13 protein-coding genes, 2 tRNA genes, 3 rRNA genes and 2 pseudogenes are annotated in these 22,201 nt (G+C 60.7%); 6 read left to right on the forward strand and 14 right to left on the reverse strand.

The features are described from left to right. Window positions 1–68: 68 nt before the first annotated feature. Both AC0ZJQ_RS08305 and AC0ZJQ_RS08310 read right to left on the reverse strand, forming a co-directional pair. On the reverse strand, window positions 69–1,406 hold the full coding sequence (locus tag AC0ZJQ_RS08305) for a TRZ/ATZ family hydrolase (protein ID WP_314020321.1): 1,338 nt from the start codon (window positions 1,404–1,406) through the stop codon (window positions 69–71). A gap of 131 nt (window positions 1,407–1,537) precedes the next feature. Further along, a complete protein-coding gene (locus AC0ZJQ_RS08310; protein ID WP_476477664.1) occupies window positions 1,538–1,999 on the reverse strand; it encodes a hypothetical protein in 462 nt (153 codons plus the stop codon). 88 nt (window positions 2,000–2,087) lie between these two features. Between AC0ZJQ_RS08310 and AC0ZJQ_RS08315 the strand changes: the two genes are divergently transcribed. The 5 genes from AC0ZJQ_RS08315 (at window position 2,088) to rrf (ending at window position 7,237) form a co-directional block, all read left to right on the forward strand. Next, window positions 2,088–3,624: ribosomal RNA gene (locus tag AC0ZJQ_RS08315) — 16S ribosomal RNA — on the forward strand. 64 nt (window positions 3,625–3,688) lie between these two features. Further along, a tRNA-Ile gene (locus tag AC0ZJQ_RS08320) sits at window positions 3,689–3,765 on the forward strand. Between the two features lie 29 nt (window positions 3,766–3,794). Next, a tRNA-Ala gene (locus AC0ZJQ_RS08325) sits at window positions 3,795–3,870 on the forward strand. 230 nt (window positions 3,871–4,100) lie between these two features. Beyond that, a 23S ribosomal RNA gene (locus tag AC0ZJQ_RS08330) occupies window positions 4,101–6,991 on the forward strand. A 130-nt stretch (window positions 6,992–7,121) separates the two neighbouring features. Beyond that, window positions 7,122–7,237, forward strand: a 5S ribosomal RNA gene (gene rrf / locus AC0ZJQ_RS08335). Together the 16S, 23S and 5S rRNA genes with 2 tRNA genes alongside form the textbook arrangement of a ribosomal RNA operon. 314 nt (window positions 7,238–7,551) lie before the next feature. Here rrf and AC0ZJQ_RS08340 read toward each other — a convergent pair. After that, window positions 7,552–8,323 (reverse strand): annotated as a pseudogene (locus AC0ZJQ_RS08340) (IS3 family transposase); the annotation flags it as partial. Between the two features lie 63 nt (window positions 8,324–8,386). Between AC0ZJQ_RS08340 and AC0ZJQ_RS08345 the strand changes: the two are divergent. After that, a protein-coding gene (locus AC0ZJQ_RS08345; RefSeq protein WP_476477637.1) for an IS3 family transposase occupies window positions 8,387–9,540 on the forward strand; the annotation gives its coding sequence in 2 pieces (ribosomal slippage) (window positions 8,387–8,624 and window positions 8,624–9,540; 1,155 coding nt in all). 8 nt (window positions 9,541–9,548) lie between these two features. Here AC0ZJQ_RS08345 and AC0ZJQ_RS08350 read toward each other — a convergent pair. The 11 genes and pseudogenes from AC0ZJQ_RS08350 to AC0ZJQ_RS08400 form a co-directional block, all read right to left on the reverse strand. Further along, window positions 9,549–9,651: pseudogene (locus AC0ZJQ_RS08350) on the reverse strand (transposase); the annotation flags it as partial. Window positions 9,652–9,994: 343 nt separating this feature from the next. Beyond that, complete coding sequence (locus tag AC0ZJQ_RS08355) at window positions 9,995–10,396, reverse strand: RidA family protein (RefSeq protein WP_314020109.1); 402 nt, start codon at window positions 10,394–10,396, stop codon at window positions 9,995–9,997. Then, window positions 10,393–12,255 carry a sigma 54-interacting transcriptional regulator gene (locus AC0ZJQ_RS08360; protein ID WP_237264832.1) on the reverse strand — a complete coding sequence of 621 codons (1,863 nt, stop codon included), beginning with the start codon at window positions 12,253–12,255 and terminating at the stop codon, window positions 10,393–10,395. The genes AC0ZJQ_RS08355 and AC0ZJQ_RS08360 overlap by 4 nt, the downstream gene beginning before the upstream one ends. A 37-nt stretch (window positions 12,256–12,292) precedes the next feature. Then, the gene (gene leuD, locus AC0ZJQ_RS08365) at window positions 12,293–12,931 is read right to left on the reverse strand and encodes a 3-isopropylmalate dehydratase small subunit (RefSeq protein WP_314020110.1); all 639 of its coding nucleotides are present in this window, start codon (window positions 12,929–12,931) and stop codon (window positions 12,293–12,295) included. Between the two features lies 1 nt (window position 12,932). Then, a complete protein-coding gene (leuC, locus tag AC0ZJQ_RS08370) occupies window positions 12,933–14,345 on the reverse strand; it encodes a 3-isopropylmalate dehydratase large subunit (protein ID WP_102828279.1) in 1,413 nt (470 codons plus the stop codon). 21 nt (window positions 14,346–14,366) lie between these two features. Continuing rightward, the gene (locus AC0ZJQ_RS08375; protein ID WP_237264830.1) at window positions 14,367–14,741 is read right to left on the reverse strand and encodes an isopropylmalate isomerase; all 375 of its coding nucleotides are present in this window, start codon (window positions 14,739–14,741) and stop codon (window positions 14,367–14,369) included. Then, the gene (locus AC0ZJQ_RS08380; RefSeq protein WP_237264829.1) at window positions 14,725–15,315 is read right to left on the reverse strand and encodes an isochorismatase family protein; all 591 of its coding nucleotides are present in this window, start codon (window positions 15,313–15,315) and stop codon (window positions 14,725–14,727) included. The genes AC0ZJQ_RS08375 and AC0ZJQ_RS08380 overlap by 17 nt, the downstream gene beginning before the upstream one ends. A gap of 3 nt (window positions 15,316–15,318) precedes the next feature. Continuing rightward, entirely contained in the window at window positions 15,319–17,172 is a 1,854-nt protein-coding gene (locus AC0ZJQ_RS08385; protein WP_237264828.1) for a hydantoinase B/oxoprolinase family protein, read from the reverse strand. A 5-nt stretch (window positions 17,173–17,177) separates the two neighbouring features. Further along, window positions 17,178–19,235 (reverse strand): hydantoinase/oxoprolinase family protein, encoded by a 2,058-nt coding sequence (locus tag AC0ZJQ_RS08390; RefSeq protein ID WP_476477665.1) that lies wholly within the window; start codon window positions 19,233–19,235, stop codon window positions 17,178–17,180. Between the two features lie 71 nt (window positions 19,236–19,306). Continuing rightward, complete coding sequence (locus AC0ZJQ_RS08395) at window positions 19,307–20,560, reverse strand: DUF1329 domain-containing protein (RefSeq protein ID WP_197931610.1); 1,254 nt, start codon at window positions 20,558–20,560, stop codon at window positions 19,307–19,309. An 18-nt stretch (window positions 20,561–20,578) separates the two neighbouring features. Next, window positions 20,579–22,171, reverse strand: a complete 1,593-nt coding sequence (locus AC0ZJQ_RS08400; RefSeq protein WP_476477666.1) for a DUF1302 family protein — start codon at window positions 22,169–22,171, stop codon at window positions 20,579–20,581. Window positions 22,172–22,201: the final 30 nt, after the last annotated feature.

Here is a 22,201-nt window from a genome sequence, read left to right on the forward strand (position 1 = left end):
AGGAGAGAGGTAATGTTCTCTCTCGTGGGGCAGTTTGTCGCAGTGGCGTAGTGTTCTGGTAGGAAGAGTCAGGGCTTTTTCCCATCGCGTATCTTCGTGCTCCACTGGCGCACGTTCGCCATCAGTTGGTCCTGATCGATGCGGGTCAATCGACGATCGGTGAGCAGTTGCTTTCCTGCTACCCAAACATGGCGAACGCAGTCTCGGCCGCAGGTATAGATAAGCTGTGACACCGGATCGTAAACGGGTTGCTGCGCCAGGCCTGAAAGATCGAATGCCACCAGATCAGCGACTTTGCCGACTTCCAGCGAACCCGTATGCTCGTCCAGACCCAACGCCCGGGCGCCATTCAAGGTCGCCATGCGCAAGGCTCGATGTGCGTCCAGTGCACTGGCCGATCCGGCGACGGCTTTGGCAAGAAGCGCCGCGGTGCGGGTTTCGCCCAGCAGATCGAGATCGTTGTTGCTTGCTGCGCCGTCTGTGCCAATCGCTACATTCACGCCGGCGGCCCAGAGCCGTTCTACCGGACAGAATCCGCTTGCCAGTTTCAGGTTCGATTCGGGGCAATGAATGACGCTGCAATTATGCTCGACGAGGAGGGCGAGATCTTCGTCGTCGACCTGCGTCATATGTACAGCCTGAAAGCGCGGTCCTAGAAGTTGTCTTTTTGCCAAGCGGGCTAGGGGTCGTTGGCCGTGTTGCTGCAAGGCTTCGTAAATCTCCGACGCAGTTTCATGAACGTGCATATGAATGCCTGCGTCCGTCTCCGCGACGAGGATGCGCATTTTTTCCAGACTGTCGTCGCTGACGGAATAGGGGGCGTGCGGCCCGAACGCAATGCTAATCCTCGGATGGTGCTTGAGATCGTCGAAAAGAGCGACCCCCTTGCGCAACGCTTCGCCTGCGTCGCGGGCTCCTGGAACGGGGAAATCCATTACCGGAACGGTGATCTGAGCACGCACCCCACATCTATGTACGACTTCACTGGCTACATCTGGAAAGAAATACATGTCCGAAAAGCAGGTGATACCGCCTAGCAGTTGCTCGGCAATCGCCAGTTCCGTGCCGGCCTGAATGAAGGCTTCGTCAACCCAGCGATTTTCCGCCGGCCAGATGTGGTCGTGCAGCCAATTCTTGAACGGAAGGTCGTCAGCAAGTCCGCGAAACAAGGTCATCGCTGCGTGCCCATGCGCATTGATCAGCCCTGGTGCCAGAAGCATGTCAGGCAGCTCCAGAACGCATTTCGCTGCATGCTTGTTAGCGTCCAGCCGAGGAGCGATCAAGGCGATGCGCCCGTCGCGAATACCCAGGCCATGCTCTCGCAGAATTACGCCCGCCGGCTCGACCGGAACGAGCCAGGTAGGAAAAAGGAGGAGGTCCAGCTGTTCGGAGTCGAGTTCTGACATGGCATGGCCAAAGCAATAACAAAGGCGGCAGTGTAAAGCCGATGGGTTTTCGGGGCGAATGAAACTCCGCAAGGGGGAATCGCCCCCATGGTCTCAGTTGGGTTGAGACATGAGCGCACAAAGCGCTTGACTCACACTTTCAGCCCCCTATAATGCGCACCACTTCTGGCGCGGTCCTCTGCTAAAAGTTCTTGTAAATCAGCAAGTTGCTTGAGATTGAGGGTTGTGCTGGTGGCGGATTCGAGTAGGATGCGCCGGGCTGACGGGGTGGTGGTTGAGTCCTGTTGGTGGCTTCGATCGGGTTGATTGGAGGCGGTTGAAAGAGGTGGTTGACAGCGGTTTTGAACGCTGTATGATTCGCCTCCCGCTGACGAGAGATGAAGATTGATCGAAGCGGCAAGCGGTTGAGTAGAAAAGAGATTTTCGAAAAAAACAGCTTGACAGTGAGAAAGGCTGCTGTAGAATGCGCGGCCTCGGTTGAGACGAAAGGCTTGATCGAAACGCTCTTTAACAACTGAATCAAGCAATTCGTGTGGGTGCTTGTGAATGTAAGACTGAATAGTCGCAAGATTATCAGCATCACAAAGCAACACTCGTTAATTCGAGAGTTACTCTTTACTTGTAAAGAGATTTGCGATTGCTGAGCCAAGTTTAGGGTTTTCTCAAAACCCAAGCAGTATTGAACTGAAGAGTTTGATCATGGCTCAGATTGAACGCTGGCGGCAGGCCTAACACATGCAAGTCGAGCGGATGAGTGGAGCTTGCTCCATGATTCAGCGGCGGACGGGTGAGTAATGCCTAGGAATCTGCCTGGTAGTGGGGGACAACGTTTCGAAAGGAACGCTAATACCGCATACGTCCTACGGGAGAAAGTGGGGGATCTTCGGACCTCACGCTATCAGATGAGCCTAGGTCGGATTAGCTAGTTGGCGAGGTAAAGGCTCACCAAGGCGACGATCCGTAACTGGTCTGAGAGGATGATCAGTCACACTGGAACTGAGACACGGTCCAGACTCCTACGGGAGGCAGCAGTGGGGAATATTGGACAATGGGCGAAAGCCTGATCCAGCCATGCCGCGTGTGTGAAGAAGGTCTTCGGATTGTAAAGCACTTTAAGTTGGGAGGAAGGGCAGTAAGCTAATACCTTGCTGTTTTGACGTTACCGACAGAATAAGCACCGGCTAACTTCGTGCCAGCAGCCGCGGTAATACGAAGGGTGCAAGCGTTAATCGGAATTACTGGGCGTAAAGCGCGCGTAGGTGGTTCGTTAAGTTGGATGTGAAAGCCCCGGGCTCAACCTGGGAACTGCATCCAAAACTGGCGAGCTAGAGTATGGCAGAGGGTGGTGGAATTTCCTGTGTAGCGGTGAAATGCGTAGATATAGGAAGGAACACCAGTGGCGAAGGCGACCACCTGGGCTAATACTGACACTGAGGTGCGAAAGCGTGGGGAGCAAACAGGATTAGATACCCTGGTAGTCCACGCCGTAAACGATGTCGACTAGCCGTTGGGATCCTTGAGATCTTAGTGGCGCAGCTAACGCATTAAGTCGACCGCCTGGGGAGTACGGCCGCAAGGTTAAAACTCAAATGAATTGACGGGGGCCCGCACAAGCGGTGGAGCATGTGGTTTAATTCGAAGCAACGCGAAGAACCTTACCAGGCCTTGACATGCTGAGAACCTGCCAGAGATGGCGGGGTGCCTTCGGGAACTCAGACACAGGTGCTGCATGGCTGTCGTCAGCTCGTGTCGTGAGATGTTGGGTTAAGTCCCGTAACGAGCGCAACCCTTGTCCTTAGTTACCAGCACGTTATGGTGGGCACTCTAAGGAGACTGCCGGTGACAAACCGGAGGAAGGTGGGGATGACGTCAAGTCATCATGGCCCTTACGGCCTGGGCTACACACGTGCTACAATGGTCGGTACAAAGGGTTGCCAAGCCGCGAGGTGGAGCTAATCCCATAAAACCGATCGTAGTCCGGATCGCAGTCTGCAACTCGACTGCGTGAAGTCGGAATCGCTAGTAATCGTGAATCAGAATGTCACGGTGAATACGTTCCCGGGCCTTGTACACACCGCCCGTCACACCATGGGAGTGGGTTGCTCCAGAAGTAGCTAGTCTAACCTTCGGGGGGACGGTTACCACGGAGTGATTCATGACTGGGGTGAAGTCGTAACAAGGTAGCCGTAGGGGAACCTGCGGCTGGATCACCTCCTTAATCGAAGACATCAGCTTCTTCATAAGCTCCCACACGAATTGCTTGATTCATTGCGAAGACGATTGGGTCTGTAGCTCAGTTGGTTAGAGCGCACCCCTGATAAGGGTGAGGTCGGCAGTTCGAATCTGCCCAGACCCACCAATGTTATGGGGCGTAGGCTTCAAGACATTGGGGCCATAGCTCAGCTGGGAGAGCGCCTGCTTTGCACGCAGGAGGTCAGGAGTTCGATCCTCCTTGGCTCCACCACCACTCGTTAGAGTTCAGAAATGAACATTTGCAGGTTTGCTGTGAAATGTTGATTTCTGGTCTTTACCAGAATCGTTCTTTAAAAATTTGGGTATGTGATAGAAGTGACTGTTCGATCATTTTCACTGATGATCGGATAGCTCAAGGTAAAATTTGCGAATTCAAGCGCGAATTTTCGGCGAATGTCGTCTTCACGTTATAGACAGTAACCAGATTGCTTGGGGTTATATGGTCAAGTGAAGAAGCGCATACGGTGGATGCCTTGGCAGTCAGAGGCGATGAAAGACGTGGTAGCCTGCGAAAAGCTTCGGGGAGTCGGCAAACAGACTGTGATCCGGAGATATCTGAATGGGGAAACCCACTGAGCACAAGCTCAGTATCTTGCACTGAATACATAGGTGTAAGAGGCGAACCAGGGGAACTGAAACATCTAAGTACCCTGAGGAAAAGAAATCAACCGAGATTCCCTTAGTAGTGGCGAGCGAACGGGGATTAGCCCTTAAGTTGATTTGAGATTAGCGGAACGCTCTGGAAAGTGCGGCCATAGTGGGTGATAGCCCTGTACGCGAAAATCTCTTTTCAATGAAATCGAGTAGGACGGAGCACGAGAAACTTTGTCTGAATATGGGGGGACCATCCTCCAAGGCTAAATACTACTGACTGACCGATAGTGAACCAGTACCGTGAGGGAAAGGCGAAAAGAACCCCGGAGAGGGGAGTGAAATAGAACCTGAAACCGTATGCGTACAAGCAGTGGGAGCCTACTTTGTTAGGTGACTGCGTACCTTTTGTATAATGGGTCAGCGACTTATATTCAGTGGCGAGCTTAACCGAATAGGGGAGGCGTAGCGAAAGCGAGTCTTAATAGGGCGTTTAGTCGCTGGGTATAGACCCGAAACCGGGCGATCTATCCATGGGCAGGTTGAAGGTTAGGTAACACTGACTGGAGGACCGAACCGACTACCGTTGAAAAGTTAGCGGATGACCTGTGGATCGGAGTGAAAGGCTAATCAAGCTCGGAGATAGCTGGTTCTCCTCGAAAGCTATTTAGGTAGCGCCTCGTGTATCACTGCTGGGGGTAGAGCACTGTTTCGGCTAGGGGGTCATCCCGACTTACCAAACCGATGCAAACTCCGAATACCGGCAAGTGTCAGCACGGGAGACACACGGCGGGTGCTAACGTCCGTCGTGAAAAGGGAAACAACCCAGACCGTCAGCTAAGGTCCCAAAGTCATGGTTAAGTGGGAAACGATGTGGGAAGGCTTAGACAGCTAGGAGGTTGGCTTAGAAGCAGCCATCCTTTAAAGAAAGCGTAATAGCTCACTAGTCGAGTCGGCCTGCGCGGAAGATGTAACGGGGCTCAAACCATGCACCGAAGCTACGGGTTCAACGTAAGTTGAGCGGTAGAGGAGCGTTCTGTAAGCCTGTGAAGGTGAGTTGAGAAGCTTGCTGGAGGTATCAGAAGTGCGAATGCTGACATGAGTAACGACAATGCGAGTGAAAAACTCGCACGCCGAAAGACCAAGGGTTCCTGCGCAACGTTAATCGACGCAGGGTGAGTCGGTCCCTAAGGCGAGGCTGAAGAGCGTAGTCGATGGGAAACGGGTTAATATTCCCGTACTTCTAGTTACTGCGATGGGGGGACGGAGAAGGCTAGGCCAGCAAGGCGTTGGTTGTCCTTGTTTAAGGTGGTAGGCAGAGATCTTAGGTAAATCCGGGGTCTTAATGCCGAGAGCTGATGACGAGCTTTCTTTTAGAAAGCGAAGTGGTTGATGCCATGCTTCCAGGAAAAGCCTCTAAGCTTCAGGTAACTAGGAACCGTACCCCAAACCGACACAGGTGGTTGGGTAGAGAATACCAAGGCGCTTGAGAGAACTCGGGTGAAGGAACTAGGCAAAATGGCACCGTAACTTCGGGAGAAGGTGCGCCGGTGAGGGTGAATGATTTACTCAGTAAGCCCATGCCGGTCGAAGATACCAGGCCGCTGCGACTGTTTATTAAAAACACAGCACTCTGCAAACACGAAAGTGGACGTATAGGGTGTGACGCCTGCCCGGTGCCGGAAGGTTAATTGATGGGGTTAGCGCAAGCGAAGCTCTTGATCGAAGCCCCGGTAAACGGCGGCCGTAACTATAACGGTCCTAAGGTAGCGAAATTCCTTGTCGGGTAAGTTCCGACCTGCACGAATGGCGTAACGATGGCGGCGCTGTCTCCACCCGAGACTCAGTGAAATTGAAATCGCTGTGAAGATGCAGTGTATCCGCGGCTAGACGGAAAGACCCCGTGAACCTTTACTATAGCTTTGCACTGGACTTTGAATTTGCTTGTGTAGGATAGGTGGGAGGCTTTGAAGCGTGGACGCCAGTTCGCGTGGAGCCAACCTTGAAATACCACCCTGGCAACTTTGAGGTTCTAACTCTGGTCCGTTATCCGGATCGAGGACAGTGTATGGTGGGTAGTTTGACTGGGGCGGTCTCCTCCTAAAGAGTAACGGAGGAGTACGAAGGTGCGCTCAGACCGGTCGGAAATCGGTCGTAGAGTATAAAGGCAAAAGCGCGCTTGACTGCGAGACAGACACGTCGAGCAGGTACGAAAGTAGGTCTTAGTGATCCGGTGGTTCTGTATGGAAGGGCCATCGCTCAACGGATAAAAGGTACTCCGGGGATAACAGGCTGATACCGCCCAAGAGTTCATATCGACGGCGGTGTTTGGCACCTCGATGTCGGCTCATCACATCCTGGGGCTGAAGCCGGTCCCAAGGGTATGGCTGTTCGCCATTTAAAGTGGTACGCGAGCTGGGTTTAGAACGTCGTGAGACAGTTCGGTCCCTATCTGCCGTGGACGTTTGAGATTTGAGAGGGGCTGCTCCTAGTACGAGAGGACCGGAGTGGACGAACCTCTGGTGTTCCGGTTGTCACGCCAGTGGCATTGCCGGGTAGCTATGTTCGGAAGAGATAACCGCTGAAAGCATCTAAGCGGGAAACTCGCCTCAAGATGAGATCTCACTGGAGCCTTGAGCTCCCTGAAGGGCCGTCGAAGACTACGACGTTGATAGGCTGGGTGTGTAAGCGTTGTGAGGCGTTGAGCTAACCAGTACTAATTGCCCGTGAGGCTTGACCATATAACACCCAAACAATTTGGCTGTTAGACGGTAAGTCGACAAACAAACCGAAAATTTGCAAGAATTCGCGTTACCAAGATCACATACCCAATTCGCTGCAGCGGCTAAAACCGAAGCAGCAACCGAATTGCTTGACGATCATAGAGCGTTGGAACCACCTGATCCCATCCCGAACTCAGTAGTGAAACGACGCATCGCCGATGGTAGTGTGGGGTCTCCCCATGTGAGAGTAGGTCATCGTCAAGCTTCTATCCCAAACCCCCGATCTGCTTATGCGGATCGGGGGTTTGTCTTTGCGCGCAAGAAATGTCGAGTGACCGAGCGCGGCGTGCCAAGATGCCGGCCAGGATACGAGGGAATGCGCTCGTTCTTTTCCTGAAAAGAGCCGCCCCTCATCAGCCTGGTGGTTTTCTGCGCCAGCTTATGCAGGGATTTGCGCTCAGGTTATCTAGAGCAGCTGCCTAAGTTTTTGATCGGCCACGGCAGGAGTAGTCCATGGCTAATGCGATCTAGTCCAGCGTAGCGGTGCATTAGGTAATGTCTGAATAGCCTCGACTTTTCTAGAGACCGTCCTGCCTCAGAAAATAACGTCGCTCGAACTCTACTGGCGACAGCTTCTCGGCGAAACCATTGTCGCCGCTTGGGGTTGTAAAACATCTCGATGTAATCGAACACATCGCTTCGTGTCTCATCCCGGTTGCCGTAAATCCTGCGCTTGATCCGCTCACGCTTGAGCAGCTGGAAGAAGCTCTCGGCCACGGCATTGTCATGACAGTTGCCACGGCGACTCATGCCGCTGACCAGGTTGTTAGCCTTGAGAAAGCTCTGCCAGTCCGAACTGCTGAACTGGCTGCCCTGGTCGGAGTGAATCATCACTTCCTGTTTGGGCTTGCGTCGCCAGACCGTCATCAGCAATGCATCAATGGCCAGGTCGCTGCACATCCGTGGCTTCATCGACCAGCCACTCACTTGGCGTGAAAACAAATCCAGCACCACCGCCAAGTACAACCAGCCCTCATACGTGCGGATGTAAGTGATGTCGGTAAGCCAGACCTTGTTTGGCTCACTGACATTGAACTGCCGCTCCAGGCGGTTGGGCGAGGCCACCGTCGGCTTGCCACCATAATAGCCGGGGCGCCGACGGTAGCCGGTCTGCGAGCGCAATCCTTCTGCACGCATCAGCCTGGCTACTCGATGCCGTCCGCAGCCTTCGCCCAACTCGCGCAGATCTGCATGGATCTTGCGATAGCCGTAGACGCCACCGCTCTCAAGCTAGGAGTGCTTGATCAAACCCAGCAAGCGCTGATCGTCTTTGGCGCGTGCCGACTTGGGCGGGTTCTACCCCGTTAGCACGGACACTTTCAAGTAAGCTCACACCGAGCTGAAGGAGTGTTCATGAAGCGCAAGAAATACAGTCCCGAGTTCAAGCGGGAAGCCATCGAGCTGGTTCGTCGTTCAGGGGCCAGCTGCCGACAGGTGGCCCTAGAGATTGGTGTGGCTCCCAACCTGCTCACCCGCTGGGTTCGGGAGGCGCAACCAGGCACTGAGAAAGTCTTCCCTGGAACGGGAAGTCCGCGGGATGAGGAGCTTGCCCGTCTCAAGCGCGAGTTGGCCCGAGTAACCAAGGAACGTGATTTTTTAAGAGACGCGGCAGCGTACTTTGCCAAGGAGTCATCGAGCGGTACACGGTGATCCAGCGCTGCCGCAACGAGTACCCGGTACGATTGATGTGCCGTTGCCTGAAGGTTTCTGCCAGCGGCTATTACGCCTGGCAGGATCGTGAACCAAGTGCGCGAGCTCAGGAGAATGCGCGCTTGGTGAAGCGCATTCGGGAGATTCACGAGGACAGCCGGGGCGTGATTGGAGCGCCACGAATGCACGAGGATTTGCTCGACGAGGGCGAAGTCGTCAGCCTGAACCGAGTTGCTCGCCTGATGGCGGCTGAGCGAATTCAAGGCTGGCCACGCCGGAAACGACGTGGCTTTGGAAGAGCCGTCAGTGGCCGCCCAGCAGGCGTGAAAAACCTGCTGGAGCGCGATTTCACCGCGCAGGAGCCGGAGCGCAAGTGGGTCACGGACATCACGGAAATAGCCACACTGGAAGGCAAGCTTTTCCTATGTGTGGTGCTCGACTTGTACAGCAAGCTGGTGATCGGTTGGTCGATGCATCACCGCCAGGATCGGCAGATGGTGATTCGAGCAGTGGAGATGGCGATTTGGCAGCGCCAGGGTGACTGGTCAGTAATCCTGCATTCGGATCGCGGTAGCCAATTCACCAGCACCGACTACCAGCGCTTTCTGAATCGCAACACGCTGGTCTGCAGCATGAGTGCCGTCGGGCATTGCGGCGACAACGCAGCCTGTGAAGGCTTCTTCGGTCAGCTCAAACGGGAGCGGGTTGCCCATCAGTCGTATCGAACTCGTGATGAAGCACGGGCGGATTTATTCGACTACATCGAGCGGTTTCATAACCCACGAATGCGTCGTAGAGTCGCCAGGCAAGATCTGAAGTTTTCAGCCCTTTTCAAACCGTCCGTGGAAACGGGGTAGAACCCGTAGACGCCGAGGCGCGCGGCGATTTCTGCTACTGAATATCCACGCTCAACTACCTGCCTGACGGCCTCGGCCTTGAATTCCGGAGGTAAATCGTTGGGTGCTCATAACTTCCTCCTATGCTCAAAGCTTAGGCCGGGGATGTCTACCGGAGCGGGATAGCCCACCGCCACTGAGCCGCACTTTCTCGGTCGTCTGGCACCCTGAGCGCTATCGCAGCCCGCTTTGGCAGGCTTTCAAAGTGTTTTTGCAGGAAGAACATTTGGCGTTTCTCGCGTTCCGCTACGAACGCTAAATCCGACCTCTGAAACGAGTGTTGAAGGCTGGTGCGCCGTACAGCCCAGCGCGTGGCTGGGTAGCTTGGCCCCTCCCGATGGACTGACTGTTGCCGCCGCACCAGTCTGCGCTGGCCGCGCCTCGCTAAGTGGCGTGGCCAGGCGGTTCCGGGCGGCTAGTGGTCCGCCTGCCGAGGGCGGGCTGCGATGGCCTCGATCTCGAACAGCAGCCCCGGCAACGCCAGCGCGCTGACCTGGACAATCGAATCGGCCGGGTAGGGCGGGCGGAAGAAGCGCTTACGCAGCGCGACGACGTCGGGGAAGCAGGCCATGTCGGTGACGAAGAGGGTGACCTTCAGCACGTCGTCCAGGGTGGCGCCCGCGGTTTCCAGCACGCGCGCAAGGTTGCCGAAGGCGCATTCGGCCTGGGCGATGAAGTCGCCTTCGCCCACGATTCGGCCCTGCGCGTCCAGCGCTGCCTGCCCGGAAATGAACAGCAGGTCGCCATAGGCGATGCCCGGCGACAGGGCAAACGGCGCGAAGGGATCGGGCAGCGGTTGTATCGCGGTCTTCTTCATGGATGGCTCACTTCGCCGGCGATGCGCTTGAGGCGGCGCCACAGCGTGGTCTGGCTGATGCCCAGGTATTCGGCGGCGAGACTCTTGTTGCCACCGAACTGCTGGAGCGCTTTGACGATCTCCTCCTGCTCGACCTGGTGCAGATGGCCGCCTTCGTCCACCTCGCTGATCGGGTTGAACAATTCCGGCGCCAGTCGTGGCATGGCTTCGACCAGCGCGTCGCTGCTGCCATAGAGGCGCAGGGAGACCACCAGCCGCTCGATGATGTTTTCCAGCTGGCGTACGTTGCCGGGCCAGTTGTAGCGGCGGAATACCGGGGTCAGCGCGCGCGCCATGTCTGCCGGATCGACGTCCACCGCGTAGCGCTGGCCGGCGCGACGGACCAGGTATTCGGTGAGCAGCGGAATGTCTTCCATGCGCTCGCGCAGCGGCGGCAGCACGATGACAAACGTGCTCAGGCGGTAGTAAAGGTCCTCGCGGAAGCGCCCGGCGCGGACTTCGGCCTGCAGGTCGGTGTTGCACGCCACCACGAACTTGATGTTCAGCGCGATGGCGCGCTTGGCACCGACCGGCCGCACCTCGCGTTCCTGCAGCACACGTAACAGCTTGGCCTGCTGCGGCAGCGGCATCGAGTTGATCTCGTCGAGGAAGAAGGTGCCGTTGTTGGCGCTCTCGAGCAGGCCGGACTTGCCGCCGTTCTTGGCGCTGGTGAAGGCACCGTCGGCATAGCCGAACAGCTCGGACTCGAACAGCTCCGCGGGGATCGCTGCGCAGTTGATCGCCACGAACGGGCCCGCGGCGTTGCTGCTGGCGGTATGGATCTGTCGCGCCGCCAGTTCCTTGCCGGTGCCGGTCTCGCCGCGCAACAGTACCGTGCCCGGGGTGGAGCCGTAGAGCATCAGTTGGCTCTGCATTTCGACCATGCGGCTGGATTGGTAGACCAGCCGGCGCTGTTGGTCGCTGGGCTGGGCCAGCGGCTGCGGATAGAACACATAGAGCGAGCCGACGCCTTCGCCATCCACGTCGAAGGGGACCTTGTTCAGCGTGCACAGGCGGTCGCCGAGCAGCAGACCCTCGGCGCTGAGGCTCTCGGCTTCGAGCACGCGCGAGTCGAGGATGCCATTCAGACGACGACGTTTGGGCAGACCGGGGATCAGGCTCTGTGCAGCGCTGTTCCAGGCCACCACCACGCCGTTGCGGTTGGTGACGACCTGCGGATTGGGGTTCTGCTCCAGCAGGAATTGCTCGGTGGCCGCCTGCTGGCGTTCGCGCTTGTACAGCCCGGCGTGGCGGATCGCCTTGCGCAGCAGGTTGCGGCAGGATTCGCGAGAGTAGACCAGCACCGATTCGAGCTTCCATTGGTCGGCCAGGTCGCAGACATAGCTGGAACCGATAACCGCGCCGATGCCTTCGGCGCGCAGGCTGTGGAAGATCTCGTGAGCCTGTTCGGCCGTGCTGTAGGTGCGGTGGATCAGCTCCATGCCGCCGAACAGGCGCAGCAGTTCGATATTGGCTTCCTGGCGCTCGTAGGTCAGCAGCAGCGCCTTGTCGGCAACGCGGCGCGCGGTGAGGAAGGCGTGGATCAGGTCCGATTGCTCGACCTTCAGCGCCAGCACCGGGACGGGCAGGGTGTCCTGCAGGTAGAAGGCGTTGGCGCCGGCGCTGGCGAAAATGTCCACCTCCTGGCGCTCGACCAGCTCGCGGGCCACGCGCACCGCATCGTTGAAAATGTTGTCGACGATGGTGATGTTCGCCAGCGATTCGAATTCCGGGATCAGGCTGTGTACCAGACGACTGACCTTCGAATTGCCGATGAAGCAGATCTTCACCCGTTCCAGTTCTTCGTTCGCAAACTCCACAGCGCACCTCTTGTTCTTAGTATTGGTCGCGATGCATTCACCCTTTGAACAGCCAGGGTTCCTCCGCCTTTCGCATGTTCTCGTACGCTTTGATCCGGTCTGCAAAAGCCAGTGTTTCGCCGATTTCGTCCAGTCCCTGCAGCAGGCGCTGGCGCCGCCCTTCCTCCAGCTCGAAGTCCAGTTCAAGCTCCCCGACGCGCAGCCTGCGTTCGCTGACGCTGACCTGCGCGCAGATGCCGGGCTGGCTTTGCACGATGGTGAACAGCGTATCCACGTCTTGCTGCGCCAGCTGTAACGGAAGTACCCCGTTGTTGAAGCAGTTGTTACGGAAGATATCCCCGAAGCTGGGCGCTATCACGACCCGCACGCCAAAGTCCCGCAAGGCCCACACCGCGTGTTCGCGGCTGGAGCCGCAGCCGAAGTTGGCCTGGGCCAGCACCACGCTACCCTTATCCCACGGAGGGTTATTCAAGATACATGCCGGGTTGCGCCGGCGGCTGGCGATCGGCGTGTCGATCTCGCCGGGGTCCAGGTAACGCTCGTCGTCGAAGAGGAAATCGCCGAATCCACGGGCCTCCAGGCTCTTGAGGTACTGCTTGGGCAGCAGCAGGTCGGTATCGATGTTGGCGCGGTTGAAGGGGATGATCACACCTTCGTGTTCGCTCAATGGCTGCATCTCAAAAGCTCCCCAGGTCCGTGAGTTCGCCCATCACCGCGGCCGCCGCGGCCATCGCCGGTGACATCAGATGGGTGCGGCCGCCCTTGCCCTGACGCCCCTCGAAGTTGCGGTTGGACGTGGCCGCGCAGCGTTCGCCGGGATTGAGGCGGTCGGCGTTCATGCCCAGGCACATGGAGCAACCGGGTGAGCGCCACTCGAATCCGGCGGCCTTGAAGATGCGATCCAGCCCCTCGCGCTCGGCCTGCAGGCGCACCAGACCGGAGCCCGGCACGACCAGAGCCTGGCGGACCCGCTCGTGAACGGTGCGCCCACGCAACACCTCGGCGGCGGCGCGCAAGTCCTCGATGCGGGCGTTGGTGCAGGAGCCGATGAAGATGCGGTCAACCGGAATGCCCGCCAGCGGCTGGCCGGGTTCGAGGCCCATGTAGCGCAGCGCGCGCTCCCAGTCGGCGCGCTGCAGGGCGTCGCGGGCCTGATCCAGGGTCGGGATGCGGCCGTCGATGGCGGCCACCTGCTCGGGCGAGGTGCCCCAGCTCACCTGATTGCGGACCTCGGCGGCATCGATTTCCAGTTCGCGGTCGAACTGCGCCTCGGCATCGGAATGCAGGGTGCGCCAGTAGGTGATGGCCTGCTCCCAGTGCGCGCCGCACGGTGCCAGCGGTCGCCCCTTCACGTAGGCCTCGGTCTTGTCGTCGTACGCCACCAGGCCCACGCGGGCGCCGGCCTCGATGCTCATGTTGCACAGCGTCATGCGCGCTTCCATGCTCAGCGCGCGAATCGCCTCGCCGCAGAACTCGATGGCGTGCCCGGTGGCGCCGGCCGTGCCGATCCGGCCGATGATGTACAGGGCCAGGTCCTTGGCGGTGACGCCCAGGCCCAAGCGGTTGTTCACCTGGATGCGGAAGTTCTTCTGCTTGCGGCTGCGCAGCGTCTGGGTAGCCAGCACATGCTCCACCTCGCTGCTGCCGATGCCGTGGGCAAGCGCGGCGAGCGCGCCGTGGGTGGCGGTATGCGAGTCGCCGCAGACCAGGGTGGTGCCCGGTAGTGTCAGGCCCTGCTCGGGGCCGACGACATGCACGATGCCCTGGCGCACGTCGTTGAGGGGAAACAGCGGCACGCCAAATTCGCGGCTGTTGCGTTCCAACGTGGCGATCTGCTGCCGGGCGATGACGTCGCTGACGCCCTCGACGCCTTGCTCACGGCTGAGCGTCGGAACATTGTGGTCCGGCGTAGCCAGGCTGGTGTCCAGCCGCCAGGGTTTGCGTCCGGCCAGGCGCAGGTTGGAAAACGCCTGCGGAGACGTCACCTCGTGCAGCAGGTGCCGGTCGATATACAGCAGCGTGGAGCCATCGGGCAGTTCGTCCACCCGGTGGCGCGCCCACAGCTTGTCGTAGAGTGTCTGCGCTCCCACGTTATCGTCCTCTGTCAGGGTTCAGTTCAAGTTGGACCAGGGAATCCACCGGTAGAGTTCGGCGCCGCTGGAGTCGGGCACCTTGTACCCGCAGTAGGCATCGAGTCGTCCTTCGGACCTGGGCTGGATCAGGCAATAGGGCCGGTAGCAGGCCTCGTCGGTTTCCAGCTGTCGCAGCCGTGTGCGGGCCTGTACCAGTTGGGTGCGCGCCGCTTCGTCGCGCCGATCCTCCAGCGCGGCGACGTTGGCGCGAAAGTGTTCGACCCAGGCCTGGGAGTAGGCCCGGCAGGCGGGGGATTGGCTGACGATCGGCGAACTGTCGATCGCCTGCCGCTCCCCCGCGCAGCCGGCCAGCAGGGCCAGGGCCGCGCAGCCGGTTTCACGCCAGTAACGCAAGGCAGTGCTCCAGCGGTCGCACATCGGCGTACTTCAGCTGCAGGTCGAACAGGTTGGCCTGATGCGCGGCCGGGTTGCGGTCGCCCACGGCCTGCTCGGGAATCAGCACGCGCAGGTCGTGTTGCAGGGCGTCCACCGCCGTAGCGCGCACGCAGCCGCTGGTGGTCAGTCCGGTCACCATCACCCCGTCGACACCCGCGGCATCCAGCATGGCCTTCAGTTCGGTACCGAAGAACGCGCTGGCCCAGTGCTTGACCACGATCGGCTCGCCGTCGCGCGGTGCCAGGCGCGGGTCGATCTCCACCAGCCGGCTGCCGGCGGCGAGCACATTCAGACTCGGCAGCTTCTCGCGGAATACCCGCGCCTGGTCCGGGTTGTCGTAGGCCACGGTGGTGAAGAACACCGGCCAGCCGCGCCGGCGGAAGGCCTCCAGCAGTTGCCGGTTAGCCTCGATCACCTGCGGACAGTCGCTGGCCAGCGGGCTCAGGCCGGGGTCGGTGAACCCCAGGCTGAGGTCCACCAGCACCAGCGCGTAACGGCCGGCAGCCTGCAGCTCGGAAGATTGCAAGGACATGGCTCAGCTCCAGGTCGGCGTGGCGGGGGCGGGCAGGCCGGTTTCTTCCAGGCAGCGCGCCTTGAGCTCCTCCAGGCTGCCACCGCGATCGAACAGCGGCACCGGGCCACGGGCATCGATCAAGGCAGCGCGCAGTTCGTCGGTCGCGGCCTGATCCACGGCATCGTTGACGATCACCACGCCATAGCGGCGCGCGCCGTCGACGCTGACCAGCCCGCGCCGCACGTCGGTCAGCACCTTGGCCGGGTCGCGCTTGAACGGATCGCCCCAGCCGCCGCCGCCCCAGGTGTCGAACAGCAGCAGGTCGCCGGCGCTGACCCGGATGTTGTCGCACTTGGACGGCAGCATCTGGCGGGTGCCGTCGGCGCGCAGCAGTTCCTTGCGGCTGCGCTCGCCCGGCTCGCCACCACTCACGCCCCACGGATAGGTCAGCCAGCGGTCATCGTGGATGGAAATCTCGCCATCGGCCAGCATGCGATAGCTGACCCGCAGGCCGTTGCCGCCGCGATGCAGGCCGGCGCCGCCGGTATCCGCCAAGGTCTCGTAGCTTTCGATGCGCAGCGGGAAGTAGGCCTCGACGAACTCGTTGGGCACGTTGGTGAAACCCGGCCACAGCGAGTGGCCATCGGCGCCGTCGCCGGCCGGCCGCCCCGGAATACCGCCGAAGCCGATCTGGAACAGCTGGAACCATTCGCCGTTCTTGTCGTAGCCCGAGTACATGAAGTGCGGCGAATCGGAGAAGCCCGCGGCGTTCATTGCATCCGGCGCGCCCTGGCCGAGCAGGCCGCTCATCATGTCGAAGATGCGTCCCAGCGCGTGGGTCCGGCAGGACAGCGCGGCGGGGAAATTCGGCTTGAGCAGCGAGCCCTGCGGGATGCGTACTTCAACCAGGTCGTAGAAGCCGTCGTTGAGCAGGATCGCCGGGTCGAACAGGCTGATGGTCAGCGCGCCGAAGAAGATCTTGAACATCTCCTCGTTGAGGTAGAAGTTCACCGACGACGGCGCCTGCGGATCGGTGCCGGTGAAGTCGAAGATCGCTTTCTCGCCCTCGCGCCACAGGGCGCAGCGCAGGGTGTAGGGCCCGAGTCCGGCGCCGTCGTCGCAGATGTAGTCCTCGAACACCTGACGCTGCTCCGGCACCACGCGCTGGATGACCTCCTTCATCGCGCGGCGGGTGCGGTCGAGCATTTCCTGCTGGGCGCTGTAGAAGATGTCGTCGCCGAAGCGCTCGGCCAGTTCCACGCAGCGTTTGCCGGCGGTACGGCAGGCGGCGACGATGGCGTTGAGGTCCGAGCGGTTCCAGCGCGGCAGGCGCACGTTGTGCAGGATGACGTCGAGCATGTCGCTGTTCATCACGCCCTTGCGGTACAGCTTGACTGGCGGAATGCGGATGCCTTCCTCCCAGATCGAGGCGGCATTGGTCGGCAGCGAGCCGGGCACCTTGCCGCCGACATCGGACATGTGGCCGAACATGGCCGAATAGTTGATGACGCGGCCATCCTTGAAGATCGGCATCAGCACCAGCCAGTCCGGCAGGTGACTCACGGCGCCGTTGCACAGGTAGGGGTCGTTGGTGAGGAAGATGTCGCCTTCCTCGATCTCGCCGGTGTAGCTCTCCAGGAAGCCGGTGATGAACGAGCCGAACTGGCCGACGATCATCTTGCCTTCGTTGGTGGCGATCAGCGGGAAGGCATCGCCCTGCTCGCGGATGCCCGGGCTCATGGCGGTGCGGAACAGCACCGCGTCCATCTCGTGACGGGCGTTGCTCAGCGCGTTCTCGACGATGTCGATGGTGATGCTGTCCACCGCTACGCGTTCGAAAGGGGTGTTATTGGTCTGGGTGATACGCGCAACCATGATGCTTACTCCTGCGGCCGGATCAGCAGGTTGCCGACGCGGTCAACCGCCGCTTCGTAACCTGGGAACACAACGGTGGTGGAATCCATCTCCATGACGATGGCGGGGCCGGTCACGACCAGGCCGGGTGCCAGTCTGGCGCGGTCATAGAGCGTGGCGCTGTAGTTGTTGCCGGCGTAGTAGATCGGGCTCTGGCCGCTGACCGCCGCGGCGAGGTCCGGCGCGCTGCCTTCGTACTGGCGCTCGGTGATCTGCGGACGCGGCGCACGGGCGATCGCCCGCAGGTTGATCAGCTCGTGGGAATCGCCGAGCGAGAAGCTGAACAGCTGCTCGTGTTCGGCATCGAACGCGCCGGTGATCACCTGCAGTCCCTCGCTGGCCAGCCGTTCGCGGTCCACTTCCAAGGTCAGCTGCAAGGCCTGGCCCTGGTAGCGCACGTCGGCCTGATAGTTCAGCTGTTGCAGATGCGGCTCGACGCCCTGGCTGGCCAGCGACTGGCTCACCTGGCTGCTCAGCTGATCGAGGGTCTGCATCACTTCGTCCAGGTCGAGCTCGCTCAGGCGGCGGATGATCGAGCGCGACGCCTCGTCCTTGACCCGCGTGGTGGCGTCGCCGTAGGCGCAGAGCACGCCCGGCCCCGGCGGGATGATCACCGGCCAGGCGTTCATCAGGATGCCCATCGCATTGGCATGCAGCGGACCGGCGCCGCCGAAGCCGCAGAGCGCGAAGTCGCGCGGGTCGTAGCCCTGCTCGACGCTGATCAGGCGCAGGGCGCCGTACATGTGTTCGTTAGCCAGCCGCACGATCCCTTCGGCAGCGTCGAACAGCGACACGCCCATGGCATCGGCGACCCGCTGTACCGCAGCGGTGGCCAAGTCATGGCGAACCTGGAAATCGCCGCCGAGTTTCTGCACCGCCGGCAGGTAGCCGAGCACGACGTTGGCATCGGTCACAGTGGCCTGCTCGCCACCGCGATCGTAAGCCGCCGGGCCGGGCACGGCGCCGGCGCTTTCCGGGCCGACGCGCAGGGCGCGGGTCAGCTCCGGCACGCTGGCGATCGAGCCGCCGCCAGCGCCGACGGTACGCACGTCTACCGACGGTGCGCGCACGGCCACGTCGCCGACGCGGGTTTCGCGGCGGATGCGCGCCTGGTTGCCATCGATCAGCGCCACGTCGGTGGAGGTGCCGCCGACGTCGAAGGTCAGTACGCGGTCGAAGCCGCCGCGCGAGCAGAACCAGATCGCCCCGGCGACACCGCCGGCAGGTCCCGACAGCAGCAGGTTGACCGGGGTGTTGGCCGCCGACTGGCTGGTGGCCAGGCCGCCATCGGAGCGCAGGATGGAGAGCTGCGCGTGGCCGCCGATGCGCCGGTCCAGCTCGTTCTGCAGATGGCCGATGTAGCGCTCCACCTCCGGCCGCACGTAGCTGTTGACCACGGTGGTTTCGGTGCGCTCGTACTCCTGCATCTCCGGTACGACTTCCGAGGACAGCGACACGGGAATGTGCGGCATCACCTCGCTGGCGATCGCCATGATCTCGCGCTCGTGTTCGCCGTTGACGTAGGCGTTGACCAGGCTGATGGTCAGCGCCTCGATGCCGGCTGCGGCCAGCCGCGCGAGTTCCTGGCGGATCGCCTCGCGGTCCAGCGGCCGGACCACGCTACCGTCGGCGCCCATGCGCTCGTCGGCCTCGATGGTCAGCTCCAGCGGCGCCAGCAGCTCGCCCTTGTTCCAGATGACCCAGCCACCCAGCCCGCCCGGCACGAAGGAACGGGCGATGTGCAGCACCTGCTTGTAGCCGCGGGTGGTCACCAGTCCGACCTTGGCGCCGCGGCGGGTGAGAATGGCGTTGGTCGCGACGGTGGTGCCGTGCATCACGCAATTGATCTGCGCGGCGTCGATGGCGGCGATGCCGCAGATCCGCTCGATGCCGTTGAGTACCGCGACGGAAGGGTTGTGAGGAGTGGATGGGACCTTGGCGGTGAAGCTCTCGCCGGTCACATCATTGATCAGTAGCAGGTCGGTGAAGGTACCGCCCACGTCTACGCCCAAACGAAAACTCATGGTTGCTCTCCAAACGCTTCCTGATTCTTGTAGAGCCTGGCCGTCTTTGCGACGACCAGGCCTCGCGCGCCCTAGCGAGCGATTTTTTCCAGTTCGCGCAGGTTGACGTTGTCCGCGGTGATCCCCGGAGTGTTCATCGTGGTGCCTTCGCCGAGGATGAAGACGGTGCCGTGGCGCCGCTGGTAGTCCAGGGTGAAGCCCGCGGCCGAGGTGATCGCAGTATCGCCGTCGGCCAGCTTGATGGTCTTGAGGTGGTAGTTCATCCACTTCCAGAACTGGCCTTTGCGGTCATACGCCTCGGCCTGGTAGAAGCGCGGGAACTCGGTGTCCATGTACATCACCTTGCGACCGTAGGGGTGCTCCGGCGGGGTGATCGCCTCGATGACCCAGACGTCGCGCGGCTCCCAGCCGTCCTTGGGGTTCCAGTGCGGCGCGTTGTCGAGATCGACGATGGGGAACTCGGCGTTACCCTTGGCCTTGGCGTCCCAGGGGGTGGTGGTGGAGTTGGCCACGACCAGCAGCTTGCGCTTGCCGAGCAGCTTGTATTCCGGGTACCAGCTGGGGTGCGCGTTGAATATCTCGATGTCGTCGTTAAGCTGGTCGGTACCGCCGATCGGGTCCATCCAGGTACCGCCGGACAGCCGGCGGGTGCGGCGCACCGACTTCACGTAGGCCCAGGAGTCCTCGAGCTTGGGCGAGTCGTAGCGGATGGTGAACAGGCCCAGGCCACGGATATCGGAGGGGTAGGTCGCGTACAGCAGGGTCTTGGTGAAGATGCTGCCGTCGCCCTCGACCGGGTTGTCCACCCCCAGCCGGCCCTTCATCTGATAGCGCAGGAAGCGCCATTCCTGCTTGCGCTCCAGGCCGCTCTTGCCGTCGACGAACAGGTAGGCGAACTTCGGGTAGTCCATCACGTTCTTGCCCGGCTGGGCGTAATGGTGGTTCCAGATCAGCTTGTCCGCCGCATGGGGATCATCGGCCTTCACCTCCGGGAACGGTATGCCGGCGACCCAGCCCTCCACCTGGCGGGTGTCGGGGTTGTACTTGGCCTTGCCGGCGTTGGCCTGGGTCGCCGCCATGTAGTCCTTGCCGAGCGTGACCGGCTGCGACGCCTTGAGAGTGATGTTCAGGCCTTCCTCGCGGATCAGGGTCTGCATGCGCTCGGTGAGCAGGTCGGCGATGGCGGTGCCTTCGAAGGTATTGCCGAGCTGCTGCGCGAGGTTGGCGGCGTTGATCTGGTCGCCGGGCTTTAGCTCGGCGGCATGGGCGGTGAGCACGCTGGACAGGGCCAATGCAGTGGCCAGACAGCTAAGACGCATGTTCATTGTTTTCATCTCCTGGTCTTAGAAGTTGTAAGTCACGCGCAACGACAGCTGGTCGTTGCCGTTGAAGTAGCCGAACAGGTTGGTGTTGTTGAAGCCTTGCAGAGCACGGTCCTGGCTCTCGTCATCGAAGAAGATGTCGGCCTCGGCACGAATCCGCCAGTGGTCGCCGTAGGCGAACTCCACGGCCGGAATCACGAAGGCGCCGCCGTAGGTCATGTCCGTACCCACGGCCAGACTCGGGTTGATCCGGTCGTTGTCGTAGTTCATGGCCAGGATCGCGGTGGCGATGGTGGAAAACTCCTTGGTACGGCCGCTGAAGCCGGCGGAGTTGACCAGTTCGTCGTCGCGGTCGTAGTCCGTGATCCAGGTGTTGAACAGCTGCACCGAGAGGAACGACGGCCGGCTGGTGCCGAGGAAGTGCTGCAGCGCGACCTGCTTGTCCAGGCGCAGCATGGTCTTGACCACGTCCTTCTCCTTGATGCCGCAGAAGCCCGGGAAGAACGCACAGCCGCCGGCTTCGCCCGCCTGCAGGCCGTAGTTGTACGGCGAGTCGGGGATGTAGGAGAGCTCGGTGGAGAACACCGAGTCGATGGACTCCATGTAGCGGTTCGCCGAGAAGCCGAACACGTTGACGAACGGGTAGATCAGCTCGCCCACGGTGGAATCCGCGGCCGAGTTGTATTCACCCTTGTACGCGCCGCCGAACTGCGCGCCGCTGGCGGCGTCGCCGACACCCAGCGGGTTGTTCGGGTTGGGGTTGATCACCGGGTTGACCGACGGGCCGTGGAACCAGGCCAGCGAGTATTCCCAGTCGCCGAGCATCGACTTCCAGCGCAGACCGTAGGACGGATCGTCCATGTCGGCGTCCTTGTGGTCGAAGTTATACGGCACGTCGGCGCCGAAGGTGGCGGTGCGGAAGGTGATGCCCTTGTTCGGGTTGTTGGCCCAGCGGCCGCCATCCAGGTCGAAGCTGTTGCCGCGGTCATACGCGCCGTTGAGCTGGCCGGGGATGAAGATCAGCTGCAGGGTGCCGCCGAGCTGGTTGAATTCCTCCTGCAGGTTGACCATCCACAGCGGCTTGCGCACGTCCTCGTTCTCCGGCTCGAGGAACGAGCGGATGCGCTGGTCGTAGCCGTGGATCACATCCAGCGACTGGAAGAAGTCGGTCTCGCCCCAGACCACCTGCTGCTTGCCCAGCTTCAGCGTGGTGGTCGGGGTGACGTTCGTCTGCCACCACAGCTCGCGCAGCTCTTCGCTGTTGTAGACGTCGTCCATCAGATCGACCTGCGACTTGCTGCGGTTGCTGAACAGGTCGGAGCGTGCGTTCTGGTCCATCACCTCCTGAAGGTCTTCCAGGTAGTCGGTCTCGTACTCGCGGTTCAGTCGACCGGAGACGAAGAACTGCGAGTCGCCGAAGTCCTTGAACAAGTTGAGCTTGAGGATGCTGCGCGCCATCGACATGTCGTAGCGGTAGTTGCCCTTGCGGTCCGCGCCGACCAGGCCGTTCGGATCCTCGCCATCCATCAGGTAGGGATTCTCGAGGTTCCAGGACAGGTGCATGCGCGCGTAGCCGCTGACTTCCCAGTTGTCGAAGAAACCGTCCTGTGCCATTGCCGGCCCGTGCACACCGGCCGCCAACAT

The sequence above is a fragment of the Stutzerimonas sp. 21-1 genome, from assembly GCF_056336065.1.

What these genes read in the sequence shown, in the direction of transcription:
- AC0ZJQ_RS08395 (WP_197931610.1), bottom strand. Translation starts at nt 20,560, where the DNA reads ATGAACATGCGTCTTAGCTGTCTGGCCACTGCATTGGCCCTGTCCAGC.
- leuD (WP_314020110.1), bottom strand. Translation starts at nt 12,931, where the DNA reads ATGCAGCCATTGAGCGAACACGAAGGTGTGATCATCCCCTTCAACCGC.
- AC0ZJQ_RS08400 (WP_476477666.1), bottom strand. Translation starts at nt 22,171, where the DNA reads ATGGCACAGGACGGTTTCTTCGACAACTGGGAAGTCAGCGGCTACGCG.
- AC0ZJQ_RS08390 (WP_476477665.1), bottom strand. Translation starts at nt 19,235, where the DNA reads ATGAGTTTTCGTTTGGGCGTAGACGTGGGCGGTACCTTCACCGACCTG.
- AC0ZJQ_RS08355 (WP_314020109.1), bottom strand. Translation starts at nt 10,396, where the DNA reads ATGAAGAAGACCGCGATACAACCGCTGCCCGATCCCTTCGCGCCGTTT.
- AC0ZJQ_RS08305 (WP_314020321.1), bottom strand. Translation starts at nt 1,406, where the DNA reads ATGTCAGAACTCGACTCCGAACAGCTGGACCTCCTCCTTTTTCCTACC.
- AC0ZJQ_RS08380 (WP_237264829.1), bottom strand. Translation starts at nt 15,315, where the DNA reads ATGTCCTTGCAATCTTCCGAGCTGCAGGCTGCCGGCCGTTACGCGCTG.
- AC0ZJQ_RS08385 (WP_237264828.1), bottom strand. Translation starts at nt 17,172, where the DNA reads ATGGTTGCGCGTATCACCCAGACCAATAACACCCCTTTCGAACGCGTA.